Source organism: Acidovorax sp. GW823-FHT01C06 (assembly GCF_058798375.1).
On the sequence record NZ_JBXAKN010000004.1, the window covers coordinates 161,795 to 180,285 of the forward strand.

At 67.1% G+C, this 18,491-nt stretch carries 19 protein-coding genes; 6 read left to right on the forward strand and 13 right to left on the reverse strand.

The genetic code is table 11. The features are described 5' to 3' along the window. Positions 1-100 precede the first annotated feature (100 nt). The 4 genes from AC1RCS_RS11205 to AC1RCS_RS11220 form a co-directional block, all read right to left on the reverse strand. Positions 101-895 carry a hypothetical protein gene (locus AC1RCS_RS11205; protein WP_492244619.1) on the reverse strand — a complete coding sequence of 265 codons (795 nt, stop codon included), beginning with the start codon at positions 893-895 and terminating at the stop codon, positions 101-103. 115 nt (positions 896-1,010) lie between these two features. Continuing rightward, on the reverse strand, positions 1,011-1,934 hold the full coding sequence (locus tag AC1RCS_RS11210; RefSeq protein ID WP_492244618.1) for a leucine-rich repeat domain-containing protein: 924 nt from the start codon (positions 1,932-1,934) through the stop codon (positions 1,011-1,013). Between the two features lie 97 nt (positions 1,935-2,031). Then, a complete protein-coding gene (locus AC1RCS_RS11215) occupies positions 2,032-3,003 on the reverse strand; it encodes an AraC family transcriptional regulator (protein ID WP_492244617.1) in 972 nt (323 codons plus the stop codon). Between the two features lie 311 nt (positions 3,004-3,314). Next, entirely contained in the window at positions 3,315-3,608 is a 294-nt protein-coding gene (locus AC1RCS_RS11220) for a DUF4148 domain-containing protein (RefSeq protein ID WP_369641186.1), read from the reverse strand. 253 nt (positions 3,609-3,861) lie between these two features. On the opposite strand from AC1RCS_RS11220, the gene AC1RCS_RS11225 reads away from it, so the two are divergent. Together AC1RCS_RS11225 and AC1RCS_RS11230 are read left to right on the forward strand one after the other, a co-directional pair. After that, the gene (locus tag AC1RCS_RS11225) at positions 3,862-4,674 is read left to right on the forward strand and encodes an alpha/beta hydrolase (RefSeq protein WP_492244616.1); all 813 of its coding nucleotides are present in this window, start codon (positions 3,862-3,864) and stop codon (positions 4,672-4,674) included. 276 nt (positions 4,675-4,950) lie between these two features. After that, positions 4,951-7,068: a putative bifunctional diguanylate cyclase/phosphodiesterase gene (locus AC1RCS_RS11230; protein WP_492261991.1), complete on the forward strand. Its 2,118-nt coding sequence runs from the start codon at positions 4,951-4,953 to the stop codon at positions 7,066-7,068. 63 nt (positions 7,069-7,131) lie between these two features. Here the strand turns inward: AC1RCS_RS11230 and AC1RCS_RS11235 are convergent, their stop codons facing one another. The 4 genes from AC1RCS_RS11235 to AC1RCS_RS11250 form a co-directional block, all read right to left on the reverse strand. Next, on the reverse strand, positions 7,132-8,394 hold the full coding sequence (locus tag AC1RCS_RS11235; RefSeq protein ID WP_492244614.1) for an MFS transporter: 1,263 nt from the start codon (positions 8,392-8,394) through the stop codon (positions 7,132-7,134). Between the two features lie 206 nt (positions 8,395-8,600). Next, on the reverse strand, positions 8,601-9,557 hold the full coding sequence (locus tag AC1RCS_RS11240) for a universal stress protein (protein WP_492244613.1): 957 nt from the start codon (positions 9,555-9,557) through the stop codon (positions 8,601-8,603). Between the two features lie 134 nt (positions 9,558-9,691). After that, a complete protein-coding gene (locus AC1RCS_RS11245; protein WP_492244612.1) occupies positions 9,692-9,925 on the reverse strand; it encodes a hypothetical protein in 234 nt (77 codons plus the stop codon). Positions 9,926-10,310: 385 nt separating this feature from the next. Then, a complete protein-coding gene (locus AC1RCS_RS11250; protein ID WP_492244611.1) occupies positions 10,311-11,105 on the reverse strand; it encodes a sigma-70 family RNA polymerase sigma factor in 795 nt (264 codons plus the stop codon). Between the two features lie 95 nt (positions 11,106-11,200). Here AC1RCS_RS11250 and AC1RCS_RS11255 point away from each other — a divergent pair, with 95 nt between their 5' ends. The 3 genes from AC1RCS_RS11255 to AC1RCS_RS11265 all read left to right on the forward strand — a co-directional run bounded on the left by AC1RCS_RS11255 (position 11,201) and on the right by AC1RCS_RS11265 (position 13,058). Beyond that, positions 11,201-11,797 (forward strand): ATP-dependent Clp protease proteolytic subunit, encoded by a 597-nt coding sequence (locus AC1RCS_RS11255; RefSeq protein WP_218296154.1) that lies wholly within the window; start codon positions 11,201-11,203, stop codon positions 11,795-11,797. 298 nt (positions 11,798-12,095) lie between these two features. Beyond that, the gene (locus AC1RCS_RS11260) at positions 12,096-12,389 is read left to right on the forward strand and encodes a DUF4148 domain-containing protein (protein ID WP_218296153.1); all 294 of its coding nucleotides are present in this window, start codon (positions 12,096-12,098) and stop codon (positions 12,387-12,389) included. Positions 12,390-12,674: 285 nt separating this feature from the next. Further along, positions 12,675-13,058 carry a surface-adhesin E family protein gene (locus tag AC1RCS_RS11265; protein ID WP_255591045.1) on the forward strand — a complete coding sequence of 128 codons (384 nt, stop codon included), beginning with the start codon at positions 12,675-12,677 and terminating at the stop codon, positions 13,056-13,058. 20 nt (positions 13,059-13,078) lie between these two features. Here AC1RCS_RS11265 and AC1RCS_RS11270 read toward each other — a convergent pair whose 3' ends face one another. The 4 genes from AC1RCS_RS11270 to AC1RCS_RS11285 form a co-directional block, all read right to left on the reverse strand. After that, the gene (locus tag AC1RCS_RS11270) at positions 13,079-13,558 is read right to left on the reverse strand and encodes a DUF421 domain-containing protein (protein ID WP_218339758.1); all 480 of its coding nucleotides are present in this window, start codon (positions 13,556-13,558) and stop codon (positions 13,079-13,081) included. Between the two features lie 198 nt (positions 13,559-13,756). Beyond that, positions 13,757-14,644 carry a cysteine hydrolase family protein gene (locus AC1RCS_RS11275; RefSeq protein WP_492244610.1) on the reverse strand — a complete coding sequence of 296 codons (888 nt, stop codon included), beginning with the start codon at positions 14,642-14,644 and terminating at the stop codon, positions 13,757-13,759. 124 nt (positions 14,645-14,768) lie between these two features. Then, positions 14,769-15,197 carry a surface-adhesin E family protein gene (locus AC1RCS_RS11280; RefSeq protein ID WP_492244609.1) on the reverse strand — a complete coding sequence of 143 codons (429 nt, stop codon included), beginning with the start codon at positions 15,195-15,197 and terminating at the stop codon, positions 14,769-14,771. A gap of 65 nt (positions 15,198-15,262) precedes the next feature. Continuing rightward, positions 15,263-15,763 carry a flavodoxin family protein gene (locus tag AC1RCS_RS11285; RefSeq protein ID WP_492244608.1) on the reverse strand — a complete coding sequence of 167 codons (501 nt, stop codon included), beginning with the start codon at positions 15,761-15,763 and terminating at the stop codon, positions 15,263-15,265. A gap of 190 nt (positions 15,764-15,953) precedes the next feature. Here AC1RCS_RS11285 and AC1RCS_RS11290 point away from each other — a divergent pair, with 190 nt between their 5' ends. After that, positions 15,954-17,540 (forward strand): methyl-accepting chemotaxis protein, encoded by a 1,587-nt coding sequence (locus AC1RCS_RS11290; protein ID WP_492244607.1) that lies wholly within the window; start codon positions 15,954-15,956, stop codon positions 17,538-17,540. 65 nt (positions 17,541-17,605) lie between these two features. Here the strand turns inward: AC1RCS_RS11290 and ligD are convergent, their stop codons facing one another. Next, complete coding sequence (gene ligD, locus AC1RCS_RS11295; RefSeq protein ID WP_492244606.1) at positions 17,606-18,457, reverse strand: non-homologous end-joining DNA ligase; 852 nt, start codon at positions 18,455-18,457, stop codon at positions 17,606-17,608. Between the last annotated feature and the right edge of the window lie 34 nt (positions 18,458-18,491).

Consider the following 18,491-nt stretch of genomic DNA (forward strand, 5'->3'; position numbering starts at 1 on the left):
GGTGTTCTTCCTTTAGGTTGTGAGCAGTCGTCTGACTGCTCAGGTGTTCTATCAGAGGAAGATGAAACCGAACTAACGTGCCGGAGAGTTTTTCAATTGCTTACTTTCCTCGGCCCGGTGGTGTGCCGCGCAGTGTTCCTGGCGTACCCAGGGGCCAAATCTCTGTCTCTCCCAGAAATGCCGGTCGCATGCGTCGATCGATCACGCGAGCATTCATGCGCCCACGCTGGCGCACCCCACCACCCAGGCCCGCCAGCAACGCGGACAGCAGCACCCACCCCGTGCTGCCCAGCGCGGGCACCGGCGTGGCGCTGGGCGCCAGAAGGGCCGGCGTGCAGGGGCTGCTGAAGGGCTGTGGCGGGCTCCAGCGTGAAAGCTGCTGCGTCTGCACGCCCCCCGAAGCGTCGTGCACGCTGCGGTTCTGGGCGGCATCGGAGAACACGTTGTTGATGCCGTTGGCGAACCAGTGCGCCGGCACGGTGTGCGTGATGCCCGTGCTGCTGAACGATGCGCCCGCCGGGTCGCCATTGATCTCGGTGAACATGCCGGTCAGCACGCCGGCGCCATCGGTGGTGGCGCTGCCCAAGGCCAGCGTGGGCGCGGAGATGGCAAGGTCCTGCACGAAGCCCACGTTGCGCGCGTCGTTCATGCGCCAGAAGGTGCACCTCAGGTGCGCCCCGGTCCATGCCTGGTTGGAGGCGGAGTTGCCGCCGTTGTCGAACACGAAGGTGACGCTGTAGCTCTGGCCGCTGATGATCTCGGGGAAGTCGGTGGTCGAGATGGTCCCGGTGTAGGTCGTGGCGAAGGGCGCGGCCTGGGCGGCGCCCGGGAGGCCGATGGCGCAGGCCAGGAAGGCGGTGGCGAGCCTGCTGCGGTGGTTGCGGAGATGGCGCATGGAGGTTCCTCGGGCTGGATGGCGGGCGGGTGTGATGGCCCGCGGCGCCAGCGGTGATGCTTCAATTTTTATAGCTGCTTGCGCTTGTGTGGAAAGCGCTGGAGGCCAAAAAGCCTCAAACCTGCCTGCGCCGCAATGCCCGCAGACCCAGCGTGGCGGCGGCCAGCGACAGCAGCGCCAGCGCCCATTGGCCCAGCGTGGGCACGGGGGTGGCCGGCCCCGGGGGCGCGCCGTTGCACTGCGCGTGCCAGGGTGTCTCTCCGGTGGCGGCGTCCCAGTCGGTGCTGGCCGACGGGGGGAGTGGATTGGGGCACAGGATGGACTGGCCCGTGAGCAGCGAGTTGGGCGCCGTGGGCAGGGGGCCGGTGAGCTGGTTCTGGTCCACCACCAGGACCTGCAGGCCGGGAGGCAGTGCGGGGATGGGCCCGGTGAGCTGGTTCTTCTGCACGGACAGGATTTGCAGCGCAGGCATGCCGGCGAGCGGCGGGATGGCGCCGGTGAGCTGGTTGTCGCGCACGAGGAACCATTCCAGGGCGGGCAGGCCGGTGAGCGGTGGCAGCGGGCCGGTGAAGGCATTCATCACGGTGATGTAGCGCGTGAGGTGCTGCAGGCCCGAGGGGTCGGGCAGCGGGCCCGTGAACTGGTTGTTTCCCACGTTGAAGAACGCCAGCTGGGTCAGCCCCGCGATGGGCGGCACGGGGCCGGTCAGGCCGCCGCCGGTGAGGCTGATGGACGTGAGGTCCGGCAGCGCCGCCCAGTCAGGCAGCGGCGTGCCGGGTGGGGTGCTGGACATGGCGTTGGAGACGAATGTCATGCCGGTGACCGTGGTCTCGCCCGCGTCGCAGGCGATGCCCGCCCAGTTGCACTCGGTGCCCGGCACACCGCCCCAGCCACTGTTGTTGAGCCAATTGGGGCCATTGGTGGCGAAGTAGAAGTCCATCAGGTACTGGCGCTGCGATGGAGGAATGGCGGCCTGCGCGCTGGTGGCGGCGAGCAGGGCGAGGGTGGCGAGGAGCCGGGCAGGTATGAAAGCGGTCATGCCGGCGATTCTTGGGAATGCGCCGCGCCGCGTCGTTGCCGGCAACGACAATCGCCTTGTTCAAAACGACATGTGCGCGCCCGTGGCGCACGCCGTGTCAGGCCGTTGCGCGCACGTCGGTGGGCGTCATGCCGAAGCGCCGCCGGAAGGCCCGGCTGAAGGCGGAGAAGTCGTCGAAGCCGTTGTCCAGCACGATCTGCAGCACGCGGCGGTGGCGCTGGCCGGGGTCGGCCAGCGCGGCGCGCACGCGCTCCAGCCGGGCGCCGCGCACGAAGTCCGAAAAGCAGGTGCCCTCGCGCGCGAACAGGCGCTGCACCTGGCGTGGCGTGAGGTGGTGCAGGCGGGCGATCTGCGCCAGGCTCAGTTCGGGCTGGGCGATGCGCGCCAGGATGTCGCGCTGGATGAGCGCCAGGCGCGGCACGTCCACCGCGTCGCTCCCGGGAGGCTGCGTGCCTTGCCCTGCAGGCGTGAGCATGCTGGCCATCAGCTCCTGCAAGTGCGAGCGGGCCGATTGCAGCAGCGGTTCGGAGAGCGCGGGGCTGCCGGCCAGCAGTTGCGCATAGCCCATGACCAGGGCTGGCTCGGGCATGTCGGAACGCAGCAGCCGCAGCGGTGCTTCTTCGAGCCGCGCCACCTGCTGCGCCAGGGCGGCCCGGGGCAGCTGGAGGCTGGCGGTCTGCCCGCCCCAGAGATGGATGAACTCGTGCGCGCGGGCCTTCGAGTGCAGGACGAAGCCACCCGCCGGTATCTCCAGGTCGCCGCCTGTGGTGCGGATGGCGCAGCCGTCCTGGGTGGTGGTGAGCAAGAGGTCGTCCGCCCCGGCCCCCAGGTGCGCGGGCTTGTGTTCGAAATGCGCAGGCGTGTGCGCGCTGTGCGCATAGGCGGCCCCTGCCCCGAGGGGCATCAGGGTGACGGTGAAGTCCAGCGGGGCGGCACCTTCGCAGGGCCACAGGTCCACGCGCATCAGCGCGCGGCCAAACAGCTCGCGCAGCGCCTCGGCCTTGTCGCGCCCCGTGTAGTCGCGAGAGGAAATTCGCAGGCGCTGGGGAAGGTCGGGCGTTTGCTGCATGGGATTGACGGCAACGGATGGCGGCTGTGCGAGGCTGGCAGTTTAAGCCGGCGGTGGTGGCTTGCAAGGCCGCCGCCCCAGCGCTGGATCTCCAGGGTCTCCCCCATGCCGGGAAAAACGCGTGGCCTTCGTTATCTCGCGCTTTCTCCTGGTGCCAACAAAAAGGGCTCCCAAAGGGAGCCCGATCTGCCTGCCCGCCCCTGCGGTTCAGTTAACACTCCCCATGGCAGCAGCAACCGCAAATGCAAAGTGCCACCACCATGGGAAGTCCCGCAACTGCTTCAATCCAACTCAAGCAGTTGGTCTGCCCATTACATGGCGCTGAATTCGCCCGAAGGGATCTGGCCGGTGCGCACGGCTTCGGCAGCTTGGGCACGCACGGCGGCACGGTCGGCCGTGGACTTGTAGGTCACCACACGCGAACCTGCGGGCTCGATGGAGCGGGTCTGTGCCACGGTGGCGGCTTCGGCTTGCACTTCGGCGCGCGTGCGGTTCGTCTCGAACTTGGTGGCGAACTGCGAAGCATCGGCTTCATCGGCCTGGGCACCGAAAGAAGCGAAAGCAGCCACAGCGGCGATGGAGAGGAAACGTGCGGTCGTGTTCATGATGAAAATCCTTGAAGTTAAGAAAGCGTCTCAAAAAAGCCGGGACAAAAACCATTTCTGAACCGGGTTCGGTGAGTCGCCTTGCGGGTTCGGCTCATCGATGGGTTGAACTGTACGCCTGGGGTATCCAAAGAAAAACCACCTGGTCGCGAACTAACTGTTCCAGTATTGAGAACAATCATTCCGCCTCCGGTACAGCCCCTGCGCGCCGCGAACCCGGATGTCACAATGCCTCGACAGGAGGAGACAGAACGTGCACACAGAATTCCAGCAGACGCGCCGCGCGGCGCTCATTGCGGTCGCGGCCACGTTGGCGGCATGCGGTGGAGGCTCGGGCGACGGCGAGGCGCCGCCAGAGGTGGGGCAGGTGATCAACTCGACCATGAAGTCGGCCTTCAATGGCAGCACGTACCCCATCCAGGTCTTTTTGCCGCAGGCCTATGCCACGGGCACAGCCACGCTGCCCGTCATCTATGCGACCGAGGGCGATGCGCAGTACGGAGGGCCCAATATCTCGCGCTTTGACACGTTCAAGGCGGTGATGCAGCGGCTGGGTACGCAGGCCATCCTGGTGGGCATTGGGGGCACTGCATGGCGGGGCATCGACTTCCTCATGCCCGGTGCGGCCAGGTACCTCGACTTCATCGTGAAGGAACTGGTGCCCGCCGTGGAGCGCCAGTACCGCGCCGACCCCAGGCGCAGGGCCCTCTCAGGCTTGTCCCATGGGGGCTACTTTGTGGTGGCGGCACTCATACTGGAGGCCCGCGCAGGCGTGGCGCCCAGCTTTTCACACTACCTTTCGACCGAATGCAGCGTGGGCGAGCACACCAGCCCCGCCGGCGTGCTGGCGTTTGAAAAGCAGATCGACGGCAAGCCCCTGCCCACAACGCTGTTCCTGGCGGGTGCGAGCGGCGGCAATCACCCGCTGGTCAGCATCCCCCTCTTCAATCAGATGGCCTCGCAGAGCCTGCCGGGCCTGGTGATGCACAAGGCCGAGTACAACACCACGCATGTGGGGGCGGACGTGCCCGCGTTTGAAGAGGCGCTCAAGCGGTTCGTGTCCTAGGCCCGCCCGCAGGCCGCGGCGAAAGCCCCATCCCTGCGCGGTGCTCGCAACCCTTGGCCCGCCGGACCCGGGGTGCCAAAAAAACTTGCGGCCAGGTGGAGATTTGACGATATTGAGGTGCCGTTCCCGCCGGCAAGCCACTGGCAAGCACCGTTGCGCGTAGCGGCGGGCGGCGTCTTTTTGGAGGATGTTGCATTGAAGTGTCCCCCCATTCTCGAGTCGGAAGCAGCCCGCCTTCAGGCGCTTTCCGACTACGGACTTGATGGTGATCGCCCTTTGCCAAGCCTTGATTCGGTTGTCCAGATCGCGGCCAGGATCTTCGGCATGCCCGTTGCGGCCGTGAACCTCATTGGCGACGACCATGTGTTCTTCGCGGCCAGCACAGGGTTCGAAGGCCAGCGCGTGGACATGCGGCGGGACGTATCGTTCTGTGCGCACGCCATCGCCAGGAATGAGGTCATGGTGGTGCCGGACGCGAGCCGGGATGCGCGTTTCTATGACAACCCGCTGGTCACCGGATTCGCCGGCGTGCGGTTCTATGCGGGAGTGCCGCTGTACTCCCCTGGCGGGCTGGCGCTGGGCGCGCTGTGCGTGATCGACAGTGTTCCCCATTTCGACTTCTCGGACGACGACCGTGCGCGGCTCGCGGATCTCGCGCAGATGGCCTGCGACCGTCTGGAATTGCGCAGGCTGGAACACTCCACCGAACGCGCCCGGCGGCCCTTCGAGGACGATGCGCAAACCTCGCCCACGGCGGTGGTCTGGTTCGATGAGAGCTTGCGTGTCATGGCATGGAACAAGGCCGCCGCGTCCATCTTCGGCCATGTTCCGGCGGACGGTCCGGGCCGCCTGGTCGTGGATTTCCTGGCGGAGCGCCACCGCGCCGCGGTGGGATGCCTCATTGCGCAGGCCGCCGCCGCCGGCACGGCGGACGGGCTGGTGGTTCCCGACGGCCTGGCCGGGGTGCGCAAGGACGGCTCGGAATTCCCGCTGGGCGTGGCGCTTTTTTGCTGGCGCGACAAAGGCAAGCTGACCTTCCACGCCCATCTGCAGGACCTGTCGAGCCACCCAGGGCAGTCCGCGGAGCTCCGGCGGCTGTCCACGACCGACCTCCTCACGGGATTGGCCAACCGCGCGAGCTTGTACCGGCGCATGGAAGAAGCACTGGCGGGATCCGCCGGGGCATGCCTGCTGCTTGTCGACATCGACGGCTTCAAGGACGTGAACGACACCCTGGGACATGGCGTGGGCGACGGTGTCTTGCGCGAAGCGGCCCAGCGCCTGGTCGAGTGCGTGCCTTTGCTGGCCACCGTGGCGCGCACCGGCGGCGATGAATTCGCGGTTCTCATCCCCGGCTGCACCAGCCATCGGGAATCGATGGCGGCGGCCCGGAGCATCGTCGACAGCCTTGCCGAGCCCATCAGCGTGAACGTGCACGAAATCCGCATCACCGCGAGCTGCGGACTGGCCGCGGCGCCGGGCGATGCGCAGGAAGCACTGGAGCTTTTCAGCAACGCGGACCTCGCCCTGTTCAAGGCCAAGAGCTATGGGCGAGGGCAGGTCTTCGCGTATGCCGCGACTCTGCGCATGGAGGCGACGGCCCGGAGGCTGTACAGCATCGAGCTGCACCGCGCCGTCAGCGAGGGCGAGTTCGTGCTGTTCTATCAGCCCCAGATCAGGCTCAGCGATGGCTCCCTGCGCGGTGCGGAGGCCCTGATTCGCTGGCAGCACCCACAACGCGGGTTGCTCTCGCCCGCTGCATTCCTGCCCGCACTGGAAAACGGGCCCCTGGCATCGGTGGTGGGCTTCTGGGTGCTCGACGAAGCCTGTGCGCAGGCAGCGCATTGGCGCCGCTGCGGCGCCACCGATTTCCGCATCGGCGTGAACCTGTTTGGCGCCCAGTTCCGGGTGAACGACATGGCGGCGGAGGTGGCTGCCACCTTGCAGAGGCATGGCTTGCCCCCGCATGCCCTGGAGCTGGAAGTGACCGAGAACATCGTTCTCGATGACGACGATCTGGTGCTGGGCGTGCTGGAGAAAATCAAGGGCATGGGCGTCGGCATCGCCTTTGACGACTTTGGCACCGGTTATGCGTCGCTCAGCCTCCTCAAGAAGTACCCGGTGACGCGTTTGAAAATCGACCGTTCCTTCGTCCAGAGCACGCCCGAGTCAGAGCGGGATACCGCGGTGGTCCGCGCCATTCTGGACATGGCCCGGAGCTTCGATCTTGAAACCGTGGCGGAAGGCGTGGAGACCGAAATGCAGCGCGACTACCTGAAGGATTGCGGCTGCCAGGAAGGGCAGGGCTACCTGTTCAGCCGCCCTGTGTCCTCCTACGAGTTTTCCGAGTCCTTCCGCCTGCGCACGGAACGCCGGATGGGCAAGCTTGCATGATGGCCGCCGCGCCAGGGCCGGTATGCCGCAAGCCGCAATGAACCGGAGTCCGACGCCACGCTTTCACCTGCGGCGCGCCGCGGCCGTCCCACCCGCCAGGACACAGGCGGCGGCAAGAACCTGGAGCAAGAGCACCATGGCAAAAAAAGGCCCGGTGTTGGTGCCCAGCAGTGGGGCACCCGCTGCCCCGTGGCTGAGTACCGCCGCAAAAACCATGGGGGCGAACGCGTAGAGGGCCTGGGCCACCGCCACGCAGCGCGCAACGACCCGTGGTACCTCCGGGGGGGCGAATTCTGATTGCGCGATGAGCGGTGGCATCGAGGTCGCATTCCCGATGCCCAGGCCGAACAGAATGATGCCCAGAACCAGGATGCCTGCATGGTGCGCGCCCGCAAGCAGCATCAGTGCAGTCCCCACGGCCTGCACGCCGTAGCTGCATGCCGCGGCAAGCCTGCGGTTGGCCCGTGGCCCCACCACGCGGGCCATCACCAGGCGCCCGCCCATTCCGCACCCCGTGGCCAACGCCATGATGGCGCCGGCCTGCTGCCTTCCCAACCCCGGCACCATGAGCGAGAAGAGCTGGGCAATCAGTCCGATCTGGGCAAACAATCCCAGCGACATGGCCGCCGCCAGGGTCAGGAAGCCCCGGTCCGACCATCGAAGAGTACCGTCCCGTGCTGGAGGGGGCGCGCCTGCTTCCGTATGGCTGCCGTCGGCTCCATCCGCCACCTGCGATTGTGTGGAGGGTGACTTCGGCAGCACCGTGTGCGCGATGAGTGCGACCATCCCCACCAGCACGGTGCCCACGCAAAGCGCTGCCACGGGGAATCCGTAGCGTTCGATCATGGCCGCCCACAGGGGGGAGAACACCATGCCCCCCACGCTCGCGCCGTTGTATGCCCTGCCCAGCGCGAGAGGCCGCCGCGCCACGAACCAGGGCGAGATGATCGCGTTGATGCCTGCTGCCCCCAGGGGAACCCAGCCACCGCCGGTCAATGCCGCCGCGACAAAAAGCTGCCAGGGCTGTGCCGCGGCGGCCCATCCAGCGACTCCGAGCGCGAGCACGACGGCGCCCCCCTGTGTCGCCGCGGGAATGCCGAAACGGCGATGCCATCCTGGCAGGCAGATCACGACCCCTGCACCCACCAGGAAGTGAAAGGTGACCGCAGCAGACACCAGGGACAGGGACCAGCCGGTGCGCGCCATGACCGCGTGCAGGAAGACTGGCGGGCCGTAGAAGCCTGCGCCCCATCCCAGCAGTGCAATGACGAAGGCTGCGCGGACTACGGTGTCGCCATAGAAGACGGGGCGGCGGGTGGAAGACATGCGGACAAGAGTGGCAGGCGCGGTGAAGACCGCAGGACCACCGATGCTGCCCGCTGGCGCGAGAGCACGGTTCGCCCTGGAGCGAACTGTGGGTGTTCATCCACCGTGCATCGTCGGGGGCGGGGCGCGCCCCTTGCGTTCCCGCCGTCTCTGGTGACCGGCCACAGCATTCTTGCCTGGTGGAGACCCGCCTCTGGGCGGGCGTGTCAGGGGCTCTGGCGTCGAGGCGACGCGCCGGGTGCGTGCGGCCGCAGTGGGGCGCCCGCCCTGACGCGGCGCACGGGAAGGTCGGGCGCGAGCCGCTCCACGGCAGAGGTGCGGGACGCGGGTCGAAAGCCGTGTGGCACCACCAGCACGTCCACGCGTGCCTCCCTGAGCAGGCGTTGTGCAACGCTCTCGAACAGGAGGTCGGACACCATCGACGCCGGGTGTTTGCCGACGACGACAAGGTCCGCCGCGCTGTGTTGCTGCTGCACCAGAATCTGGCGAACGGGGTCTCCCCGCCCGATGGAGGACGACAGCCGATTGCGCCGTGCATCATGCGAATCCGTCAATGTGACCATCCTGTCCTGCGCGGAGCGCCGGCACTGTTCGCGGTAGAGCTGGATGGCGCGCTCCGACACTTCGGCATACCGCAGCTTTCCTTCGTCGGCGGTGCTGATGGCGTGAAAGAGCTCGACCCGTGCCGAGGGATGGAGCGCAAGGCCCAGGTCGACCAGGCCGTGAGACATCCGCGAGAAGTCCACGGCCACCATCAGACCCTGGTACGGCTGGTGGGCCGGATTGCGCACGACGATGACGGGGCGTGGGCAAGCGCGCAGCATCCTGAGGGCCGGATGGGTGGTGAACCAGGCGCGCAGGCCTCGCACGGGTGCCGTGCCCCACACGACCAGATCGGCGCCAGCCGCCCAGCGTGCGACCTGTTCGGCATCGCCTGCGGCCTGCGTTGCCGCCTGCACCGCGATGTCGTGGCGCTGCCCCAGCTGCACCGCGTGATGTGCCAGCCGCACGTCCGTGTCCGGAGGCGGCTCCTCGCCGGGGTCGGCAAGGTAGGAGATTTTCAGCGTCGCACCGTGCTCGGCGCAGCACAGCGCAGCCCGGGCCAGTGCGTGGCCTCCCTGCTGGGAGAAATCGGTGACGGCAAGGATGGAGCGAGGGATCATGGGGAAAACTGCTTTCTGAAAGAGCGGCGCCGGCCGGCGGCGCCAATGCGCGGCGAGACCAGGGCGGGCATGGAGATCGGCGAGGGGACGTGCATCTGGCGCGCCGCGGGCCGCGGTGGCTGCTTGCCGCGGGGCTACCTGGCGTAGTCGCCCCAGGCCTCGGGCGGGTGGCGGACGCTCGCGGCCGTGGCTGCGCGCGTTTCGCCATGTGTGGCGGCCACCTCGGCATGCAGGGCGCGGGAGCGGAAGATCTCTGCGGTGTGGGGCAGGTCCGCAAGGAATGCGGGAAGCTGCGCGACTCTCAGCCGCGACCGGCGAGGGAAATCAGGTTCGGTGAGCGTGCGCCCGCCGTGATCCGCTGTATGCATGAAAAGCACTCCATCGAGTCCGGCCGTTGCCCTGTGGGCAAAAGGCGGCCGCTACCGCGCAAGGCGGGTGCCCGGCGGTGGATGTCTGCGCTGAAAGGGGGAAAAGGTGCCGCCGGGCTCAGGAATGTGCTGGCGCTGGCTGACGGTGCGCCTTCCTTGCCGCCGCGCAGGCGCATGCCGCCGCGCGAAGCGGTGCGGTCAGGGCGGCGGCGGTTCGAGGGAAGGTGGCGGTCATGGGCCCAGTGTACGCAAGGTGCACCCCTTTGGCGGCCAAAGGCCCCATGCTTCTTGCCAGATAGCGCGGATGTCACGGGCTACCCGGGCCAGGTGCCGCCTATGGCCCTGAACCTGGCCATCGTGCGCGGGGCGGGCCTGGCGGCGGCCGCTAGAGCGCCACGGTTTCCGGCTCGTGCTCAGTCCGCACGCCCAGCGGCAGCACACACAGCCTGACGCCGTCCAGCGTGAGCACCAGGCCAAGCTGCCCGCCCATCTGCACCACGCCACAGGAGGTCGCGGCCGGCGCGGAGATGGCTTCGGCGGCGGCCAAGCATGCCCGCGCAGACGCACTGACTGGCGGCTGGCCGAGCATCGCCCACAGTATTTGCGGATCACGCAGCCGGAGCGATTGCAGGAACATGCGGAAAACCACCTCTTCGCTCGATTCGCGTTCGGGCGATGGCCGAGGCTCCAACCCGCTGCCCGCGCGCCGGAGCCGCAACAGTGCCCGCCGCAGCTGTTGCCGGCTGGCGGTTTCGGACCGGCCACTGGCCTGGGCGATCTCGGCATGGCCGAGCTCGAACACTTCGTGCAGCAGCACCACGGCCCCGTCCGCTGGCGCCAGGTGGGCGGCGAGCAGGCGCAGCGCGCGGGAGGCATCCTCCGCCAGCGCCGCATCCATCTCGGCCGATGGCGACGCATGCACGGGGTGGCTGGCGACAGCTTGCGCCAGCCATTGCTGCATCCAGTGGCGCCGGCGCAGGCGGTCGACGGCCAGATTGCGCACCACGGTGAGCAGCCAGGCCTGGGCCGCGTTGAGTTCCAGCGCGTCGGCCTCCAGCGCGCGGACATAGGCGTCCTGCACGGCATCCTCGGCATCCGAGGGGCCCAGCAGGCGGGAGGCCGCGCGCACCAGGCGGCGGCGGTCAGCGTCGATCAGGGCCGGCTGGCGTTCGTCATGCATCTGCAAATCTTGCCACAGCCGTGCCGGGGCCCGCGTGTCACGAAATCCGCGCTTCGTTCGTCAAGGCAGTTCCACCATCCCGAGGAATCCCGCCCATGAACACCCCAGACACCGCCACGACGCCCAGCGCCACCGAGCCGCGCACTTCCTATCTGGAGGAAAAGGCGTTCAAGTCGCGCACCCTGCTGATCTTCGGCACCGTCACCGACCTGGTGGCCGCCGACGTGGCGCGCCGGCTTATCGCATTGGACGCCGACAGCGCCGAACCCATCGACGTGCTGGTGAGCTCGCCCGGCGGACACCTGGAATCGGGCGACGCCATCCACGACATGGTGCGCTTCATCGCAGCACCGGTGAACATGATCGGCACTGGCTGGGTCGGCAGCGCGGCCACTCATCTGTACCTGGCGGCCCCACGCGAGCGGCGCTACTGCCTGCCCAACACACGCTTTCTGATCCACCAGCCCAGCGGCGGCTCCGGCGGGCCGGCCAGCGACATCGCCATCCAGGCCCGCGAGATCGTCAAGGCCCGGGAGCGCATCGCGCGCACGATCGCGCGGGAAACCGGCAAGCCGCTGGACGTGGTGCTGGCGGACATCGAGCGGGACCGGTGGCTGTCGGCCGAGGAAGCGGTCGAGTACGGACTGGTGTCGCGGATCATCGAGCGCAAGAGCCAGCTGCGGGCCGCTTGACCTGGTGGCGCACGCGGCGAAGGAGGGCCGTCCGAAGGACGCCGAGGCTGGGTAGCCTTCACCAGTGCGGCCGGAAACCCGGCCTTGGATTTGGTTCCCGGAGATTGTTTCCGATACTGGAACGGTTAGTTCGCGACCAGATGGTTTTTCTGTGCACGCCACCGGCGTACAGTTCAACCCATCGATGAGCCGAACCCGCAAGGCGACTCACCGAACCCGGTTTGAAGCAGTCGTGAGCATGGCTCTTCGCGCTTTGTTCCGGCTTTTTTTGAGACGCTTTTCTTTAAGGATTTCTATCATGAACACCACCGCCCGTTTCCTCTCCATCGCCGCTGTTGCCGCTTTCGCCTCTTTTGGCGCCCACGCCGACGAAGCCGACTCCTCGCAGTTCGCCCTGCAGTTCGATACGAACCGCACCCGTGCCGAAGTGAAGGCGGAAGCCGTTGTCGAAGCTCGCACCCACAACATGGAGCCAGCAGGCTCCCGCGTGGTGACCTACCAATCCACGGCCGACCGCAGCGCCGTGCGCGCCCAGGCAGCCGAAGCCGTGCGCACCGGCCAGATCCCTCACGGCGAATTCAGCGCCATGTAATTGAATTGACGCAGTTGCGGGCCTTTCCATGGTGGCGGCACTTCGCGGGTGCCGCTGCCATGGGAAGTGTTTTCACCGCAGCGCAAGGCAGTACAACGGGCCCCATCGGGGCCTTTTTTTGTGGGTGGTCTCCACGTGGCGGCAAGCACCGATAAACTGCTGCCGAGGCCGCATTGGCGCCATTGAGGGCGCGCGGGGGCCTCTTGCCTGCCACCCTCCCACACGGCCTTGTCCCAGAGCGGGGTTCTCCCAATGATCTGCGCCACTTTCCTGTGCATAGCCGCCATGTCGTCTCCGGCGCAGGCCGAGGACGTCTGGTTCACGTTGCATGGCGACCGCCAGGAGGGTGAAAAGAACCTGATCGAGGTGCGCCCCGAGCCCGTGGGCCTGGACCACCGCGTGGTACTCGATCTGCGCGTTTCAAGAGACAGGACCCGGACTTCCTTCAAGGGGCAGAAGTACCGCTCGTACTATGCCAGGGTGGTGGTCCATTGCCCTTCCCGAACGGCGTGGTATGTGTGGCTCACCTACTATGGGCTGCCGGCCTGGAAGGGCGACGCCGTGGGCCGCGAGGAGTACGCCGAAGGCAAGGCCCCCGTGCTGTTCAAGGATGTGCCGGGAGAGCCTTACAAGGGAATGATCTCTGCGGCATGCAAGGTGCGTGGGTAGCTCCCGCCGGTGCGGTTGCCTCACGCATTCTTCCCGGATTTCTGCAGGATGCTGATGTGCCCGTCTGCTTCAAGAAACGCAAATTGCATGTCTTTCGGGTCGCAGTCCGCTTCACGCAGCGCACGCTGCGCGTCGCACAGCGGTACATGGTGCTTGCGCAACACATCCGTGAAGATTTCCCCGTTGCTGCCGATCAGGACCGGACGGCCTTCCACCCACTGCTGAACCCGTTCGCTGCGGGAGGTGATGACCGCGACGGCGACATTCAGCGCAATCAGCGTCGTTGCGGAAAGCAGTCCTGCCGTGACGGACTTCTCGTCACCGTTCAGACCTGCGGACACCGACTCGCTCAGCAGCATCACCACCAGAAGATCGAAGGGGGTGAACTGGCCCACCGTCCGCTTGCCTGAAATCCGTACCAGCAGGAGAAGCACCGCATAGATGATGGCGGCCCGCAATGGCATCTCCCACCACGCACCGCCCAGCTGAAAAACGTCCATAGGCTTACCCGTCTTGATCTGCACCCGTGAAACCGACCGGCATCGACATCCTTCCGGTGCGCCGGTGATCGCTAGACTATCCGAGCGGCCCGCGAAGCGGGCGTCAGAGGAATGCCGGCTTGCCGGCTGGGCGCGTCCTACAGGTGGCGTTCTGGTGGCCCTCATGGCCGCTCAGGGCGAGCACGGCCGCGAAGAACGTCATGCCTTGCGGATGGAGCATTTGAGAACCCGCGACATCTGGTGCAGCGCGGCCTGCTTGTGCGGTTCGTGCTCGGCCGCCGTGCAATTGGCGGGCACCCATACCTTGAACCCCCGCATGTAGGCATCCATCGCCGTCAGGTGCACGCACATGTCCGCCGCCAGGCCGACAACGATCAATTGCTGCGTTTGCATCTGCCTGAGCAGATGGTCCAGCGGCGTCGAGTGAAAAGCGGAATGCAGGGGTTTCAGGACCGTCAGGTCGCCATCGCCCGGCGCCAGAAGGGTGGCGATCTCGCCCCGCGCACCAGGCAAGGCCTGGCACGCCTTCACCAGATCCTTGAAGTCAGACCTCCAGATCCCATAGTTGTCGTTGGCATAGATGGCCACCGCCCCCTGGGCCGAGAGCCGGCGCTTGAGCCGCGCCGTGGCATGCGCCGCCTCCAGGGCGCCGCGCAGCAAGGCGTTCGCGCCGGGAAACCGCATCGGATTGATGAAATCGACAAGCACCAGCGCGGTGGCGCTCGGCTTCAACGCGGCCGCCTGGATTTCGGCCTTGCCGAATGCAGGGGTGGCCGCCATCACGGTCCCGCCTACAACCGGCGGGTTTCCCAGGGGGGCAACCCGGTGGGAAGTGCCTTTGATGCCGGTCGGCGGCATTGCGGCGATCGGGGCCGTGGTGGTAGCAATGGGGTCACGCACTGTGCACGCATCCTGGTTGCGCAGGCGGGAGGAGCTGAAGAGTGTTCCTGCCGCCGCCGGAGTGAAAACACCCCCATCGTCGAATCCTGCGGCAGCGGCCGGTGTAGGAGCCCGCCAAAGGACCGGGTCAGAGACCGGAAAGCGCCCGGCGGATTTCGGCATGCCGGGCCAGACGGCCTTGTGCATGCGGCGCTGATGCGCCCGGGCCACGCCGGCAGAATTCGGCGGGGCTGCCAGCCGCCAGCCAATGGGGAGGCGAGCAAATTGGCACGGCCGGGCGGAGAGTGGCGCGGCAGAAAACTCCAGGGTTTCAGGGGCTCTGCAGCGCGATGGCGCAGGCGGCCTTGATCAGTCGGTCCCTGGGGTTGGGCGCCATCTCCGCGAAGGCCAGGTTGCGGCCGTCGCTCTCGGCATACTCCACCACGCGCATCTTTCCGTGCCACAGCGGCTTGCTGAACAGGGCGATGGAGCGGTGCCACGCCTTCAGCCCGGTACAGTCCACCACGGCCGTGGAGTAGTAGGAGTGGTAGGGCTGGTCATCAAAGCCCGTGCGTGGCCTGGCGCGGTTCACCCTGAGCTTGACGAGGCGCATGGATTCAAATGCGATGGCGCTGGTGGCATCCACCTCCAGCGTGTCCACGAAGGCATTGGCGGGGTCTCCCACCACGGTGAGCCATGAGGGCGCCTCGGCCGCGGCCGCCGAGGATGCCAACACAGCCACGATCAGGAGGGGGGTCATTTGCGGTCTCGTGCAAAGCGTCATTAAACCCGATTGTTCCGGGAAGGTGGGCTCCGTTCGTTCTTCTAGAACACACCCAGCGCCAGCCCCGCAGCCATCGCTTCGCCCAGGGTGCGGCAGCGCAGCAGATCTTCATCGCCGATGTGCTTGACGGCGAGGATGGCCTCGGGGGTCTGGGCATGGGTGCAAACGATGAGGGGATCCCCGATGGGCCGCAGGCGCCAGCCGGTGGCGATGCGCTCTATTTGCCTTGCCGCGCTGTGTCCGTCGCTGCCCGCGCAGACCAGGCTGGCATAGGGCCGGCCGTTGACGTGGTCGAGCACGGCGTAATAGCTGCGGTCGAAGAAATCCTTGAGCTGACCGCTGATGGCTGCCAGGTTCTCGGGCGTGGCGAAAATCAGCCCGTCCGCGGCCAGCACGTCCGCGGGCCCCGCTTGCGCGGCGTGCAGCAGCCGCACCGCGACCGCCGCATCGGAGGCTGCGCCCTCGCGCGCAGCCTCGGCCATCTGGCGCGAGCCATCCGTCATGGAGTGATAGACGATCACCAAGGTCTTGCGCTTGTCCATGTCTCCAGCATAGCCCGACAACCGCCCGGTCCATCGCTGGCGCCCGCGGGCGGATCCTCTTGACCCTTGTCCCATAAGCGCGTTCAATCCGCCGTACCGCAGTCCGGTTGCAAATTGTCGCCATTGCTGCAGTTGCTTTCAGTCATTTCAGTGCGCCGGTCAGGCCGGGGCCATTCAAAGAGATAAGACCATGAGCATCGCCAGACGCCTTCATGCCATTTCCTTCCTCTTGATCGCGGGGCTCGCGGGGATCGTGCTCCTGGCCTGGCTCTACCTGGGGGAGGTCACGCGCCAGACAGAACTCGTGGCCGGCAAAGAGGTGCCGCGCCAGCTCCAGGCCAGCGCGATGGAGCTGAACGTCACGCGGTCTTCGCTCCAGATGCGCCATGCGATGCTGGTGCGCACGCCGCAAGAGCTGGCGGCCACGCTGGCGGACATCGCCGACAAGAAGCGCTTGATCGACACGGACCTCGCCAGCTTCGTGCAGGCCGCGGACACCGCCGCCGAGAGGGGTTTGAACGCCGAGCTGTCCAAAGGGCTGCAGGCGTTCTGGAACGTGGCCGAGCAGAACCTTCAGTTGATCAAGGATGGAAAGAAGGAGCCGGCGTTTGACTATCTGGTGGCCTCCACGATCCCCACGCGCAATGCGGTGCTTGCCGTCCTCGCCAAGGAAAAGGAGCACCAGGCCGGGCTGCTGAAAGCCAGCCTCGCCGAGATCGAACGGGACGTGAAGCTGACCCTTCGCGCGCTGGTCAGTGCCGTGGCGGCGGTGGCGATCGGGCTGCTGCTGTTCTCCTGGCACATCGGCGCCACCTTGCGGCGCAGGGTGGCCGCGTCGCAGGCCGTGGCCAATCGCGTGAGGGACGGCGACCTGACCACCCCGGTCACGGACGGCTCGCGTGATGAATTCAGTCCCCTGCTCGCGGCGCTGGCCGTGATGCAGGACTCGCTGACCCGGATCGTCAGCCAGGTCCGCAGCGGCTCGGAGACCGTGGCGGCGGCCAGTGCGCAGATATCCACGGGCAATGGCGACCTGTCCACCAGGACGGAGCACCAGGCGAGCGCCCTGGAGGAGACGGCGGCGGCCATGGAGGAACTCAATTCCACCGTGCAGACGAATGCGCAGAATGCGCTGCAGGCGAACGTGCTCGCGCAGAGCGCCTCCACGGTCGCGAAGCAGGGGGGCGACGTCGTGTCCAAGGTGGTGGACACCATGAGCGGCATCAACGAAAGCTCCAAGAAGATCTCCGAAATCATCGGCGTCATCGACGGCATCGCCTTCCAGACCAATATCCTCGCCCTCAATGCCGCCGTGGAGGCCGCCCGGGCTGGCGAGCAGGGGCGTGGATTCGCGGTCGTGGCCTCGGAAGTGCGCAGCCTGGCGGCACGCTCCGCGGCGGCGGCCAAGGAGATCAAGGCCCTCATCGCCACCAGCGTGGAGCGCGTGGAGGCCGGGACCGTGCTGGTGGGCGCCGCGGGGCAGACGATGAAGGAAGTGGTTTCGTCCATCGAGCGGGTGACCGAGACGGTGGCGCAGATCAGCGCGGCCGGAACCGAGCAGAGCCAGGGCGTGAGCCAGGTCAACGTGGCCGTCAATCAGATGGACCAGGCCACCCAGCAAAATGCGGCGCTCGTGGAGGAAATGTCCGCGGCCGCCTCCAGCCTGAGCATCCAGTCCCGAAGGCTGGTCGAAACGGTCGCGACGTTCAAGCTGTCCAGTTCCGCGCTGCAGCTGGAAGCCTCGGGCCAGCCCGGCCCGGCCTTGATGCTGGCCTGAGCCCGGCCGCCGTGCCCGATTGATCCTGTGCGGCCCCGTGCCGGCGCCGGGAGCGCGGGCACGCGTCAGCCGGGCCGGAATCCGAGCGCTTTCATCGCGGGTGTCAAACTCACCGCGGCCCCTTCGTAGGCCTGCCAGGGGCCATTGCCCACGCCAAGCCTCGCGTCGATGTTCCGGACGTTCCAGTGCGCGGCGCTGGTCAGCGCATCCAGTTCTTCCCAACCGACGGGCACGGAAACGCCCATTCCCGGCCGTGCGCGTGCCGACCATGCGCTCACGGTCGTCGCACCGCGGCCGTTGCGCAGGTAGTCCACAAAGATCCTGCCCACCCGGTTGCGCGGACCGCTCTTGGCCACGAAGCGCTGCGGGATCGTCTCGGCCAGGTGCAGCACGATGGCCCTGGAAAAATCCTTGACCGTGTCCCAGTCGCGCAGGCGCTTGAGCGGAACCACCACGTGAAGGCCCTTGCCCCCACTGGTTTTCAAAAAGGCGGGAAGCCCCAGTTCCTGCAGCAGCACGCGCAGCAGCCGCGTGCCTTCACGCACATCCGCCCATGCCACGCCTTCGCCCGGGTCCAGGTCGAAGGTCATCCGGTCGGGGCGCTCCATCCTGTCTTTCAGCGCGTTCCAGGTGTGGTATTCAATGACGTTCATCTGCGACCCGCTGCGCAAGCCCTGTGGGGAGACCACTTCCAGCAAGGGCGCATGCCCCTCGTCCAGCGCCGGGCCCAGGCTCCGCATGCCGGGCAGCGCCTCGGCCTCCTGGTGCTTCTGAAAGAAGAGTTCTCCCGGCACGCCCCCGGGGGCCCTCACCAGGGCCACGGGCCGTGCTTTCAGGTGCTGCAGCATCAAGGGGCCGACCTTGGCGTAGTACCGCACCATGTCCATCTTGGTGAACCCCGTGGACGGATCGATCACGCGCTCGCCGTGGGAGATGCGCGGTCCGGGCTGT

Coding starts and splice junctions, on each gene's coding strand:
- AC1RCS_RS11205 (WP_492244619.1), bottom strand. CDS start 895: ATGCGCCATCTCCGCAACCACCGCAGCAGGCTCGCCACCGCCTTCCTG.
- AC1RCS_RS11210 (WP_492244618.1), bottom strand. CDS start 1,934: ATGACCGCTTTCATACCTGCCCGGCTCCTCGCCACCCTCGCCCTGCTC.
- AC1RCS_RS11215 (WP_492244617.1), bottom strand. CDS start 3,003: ATGCAGCAAACGCCCGACCTTCCCCAGCGCCTGCGAATTTCCTCTCGC.
- AC1RCS_RS11220 (WP_369641186.1), bottom strand. CDS start 3,608: ATGAACACGACCGCACGTTTCCTCTCCATCGCCGCTGTGGCTGCTTTC.
- AC1RCS_RS11235 (WP_492244614.1), bottom strand. CDS start 8,394: ATGTCTTCCACCCGCCGCCCCGTCTTCTATGGCGACACCGTAGTCCGC.
- AC1RCS_RS11240 (WP_492244613.1), bottom strand. CDS start 9,557: ATGATCCCTCGCTCCATCCTTGCCGTCACCGATTTCTCCCAGCAGGGA.
- AC1RCS_RS11245 (WP_492244612.1), bottom strand. CDS start 9,925: ATGCATACAGCGGATCACGGCGGGCGCACGCTCACCGAACCTGATTTC.
- AC1RCS_RS11250 (WP_492244611.1), bottom strand. CDS start 11,105: ATGCATGACGAACGCCAGCCGGCCCTGATCGACGCTGACCGCCGCCGC.
- AC1RCS_RS11255 (WP_218296154.1), top strand. CDS start 11,201: ATGAACACCCCAGACACCGCCACGACGCCCAGCGCCACCGAGCCGCGC.
- AC1RCS_RS11260 (WP_218296153.1), top strand. CDS start 12,096: ATGAACACCACCGCCCGTTTCCTCTCCATCGCCGCTGTTGCCGCTTTC.
- AC1RCS_RS11265 (WP_255591045.1), top strand. CDS start 12,675: ATGTCGTCTCCGGCGCAGGCCGAGGACGTCTGGTTCACGTTGCATGGC.
- AC1RCS_RS11270 (WP_218339758.1), bottom strand. CDS start 13,558: ATGGACGTTTTTCAGCTGGGCGGTGCGTGGTGGGAGATGCCATTGCGG.
- AC1RCS_RS11275 (WP_492244610.1), bottom strand. CDS start 14,644: ATGCACAAGGCCGTCTGGCCCGGCATGCCGAAATCCGCCGGGCGCTTT.
- AC1RCS_RS11280 (WP_492244609.1), bottom strand. CDS start 15,197: ATGACCCCCCTCCTGATCGTGGCTGTGTTGGCATCCTCGGCGGCCGCG.
- AC1RCS_RS11285 (WP_492244608.1), bottom strand. CDS start 15,763: ATGGACAAGCGCAAGACCTTGGTGATCGTCTATCACTCCATGACGGAT.
- AC1RCS_RS11290 (WP_492244607.1), top strand. CDS start 15,954: ATGAGCATCGCCAGACGCCTTCATGCCATTTCCTTCCTCTTGATCGCG.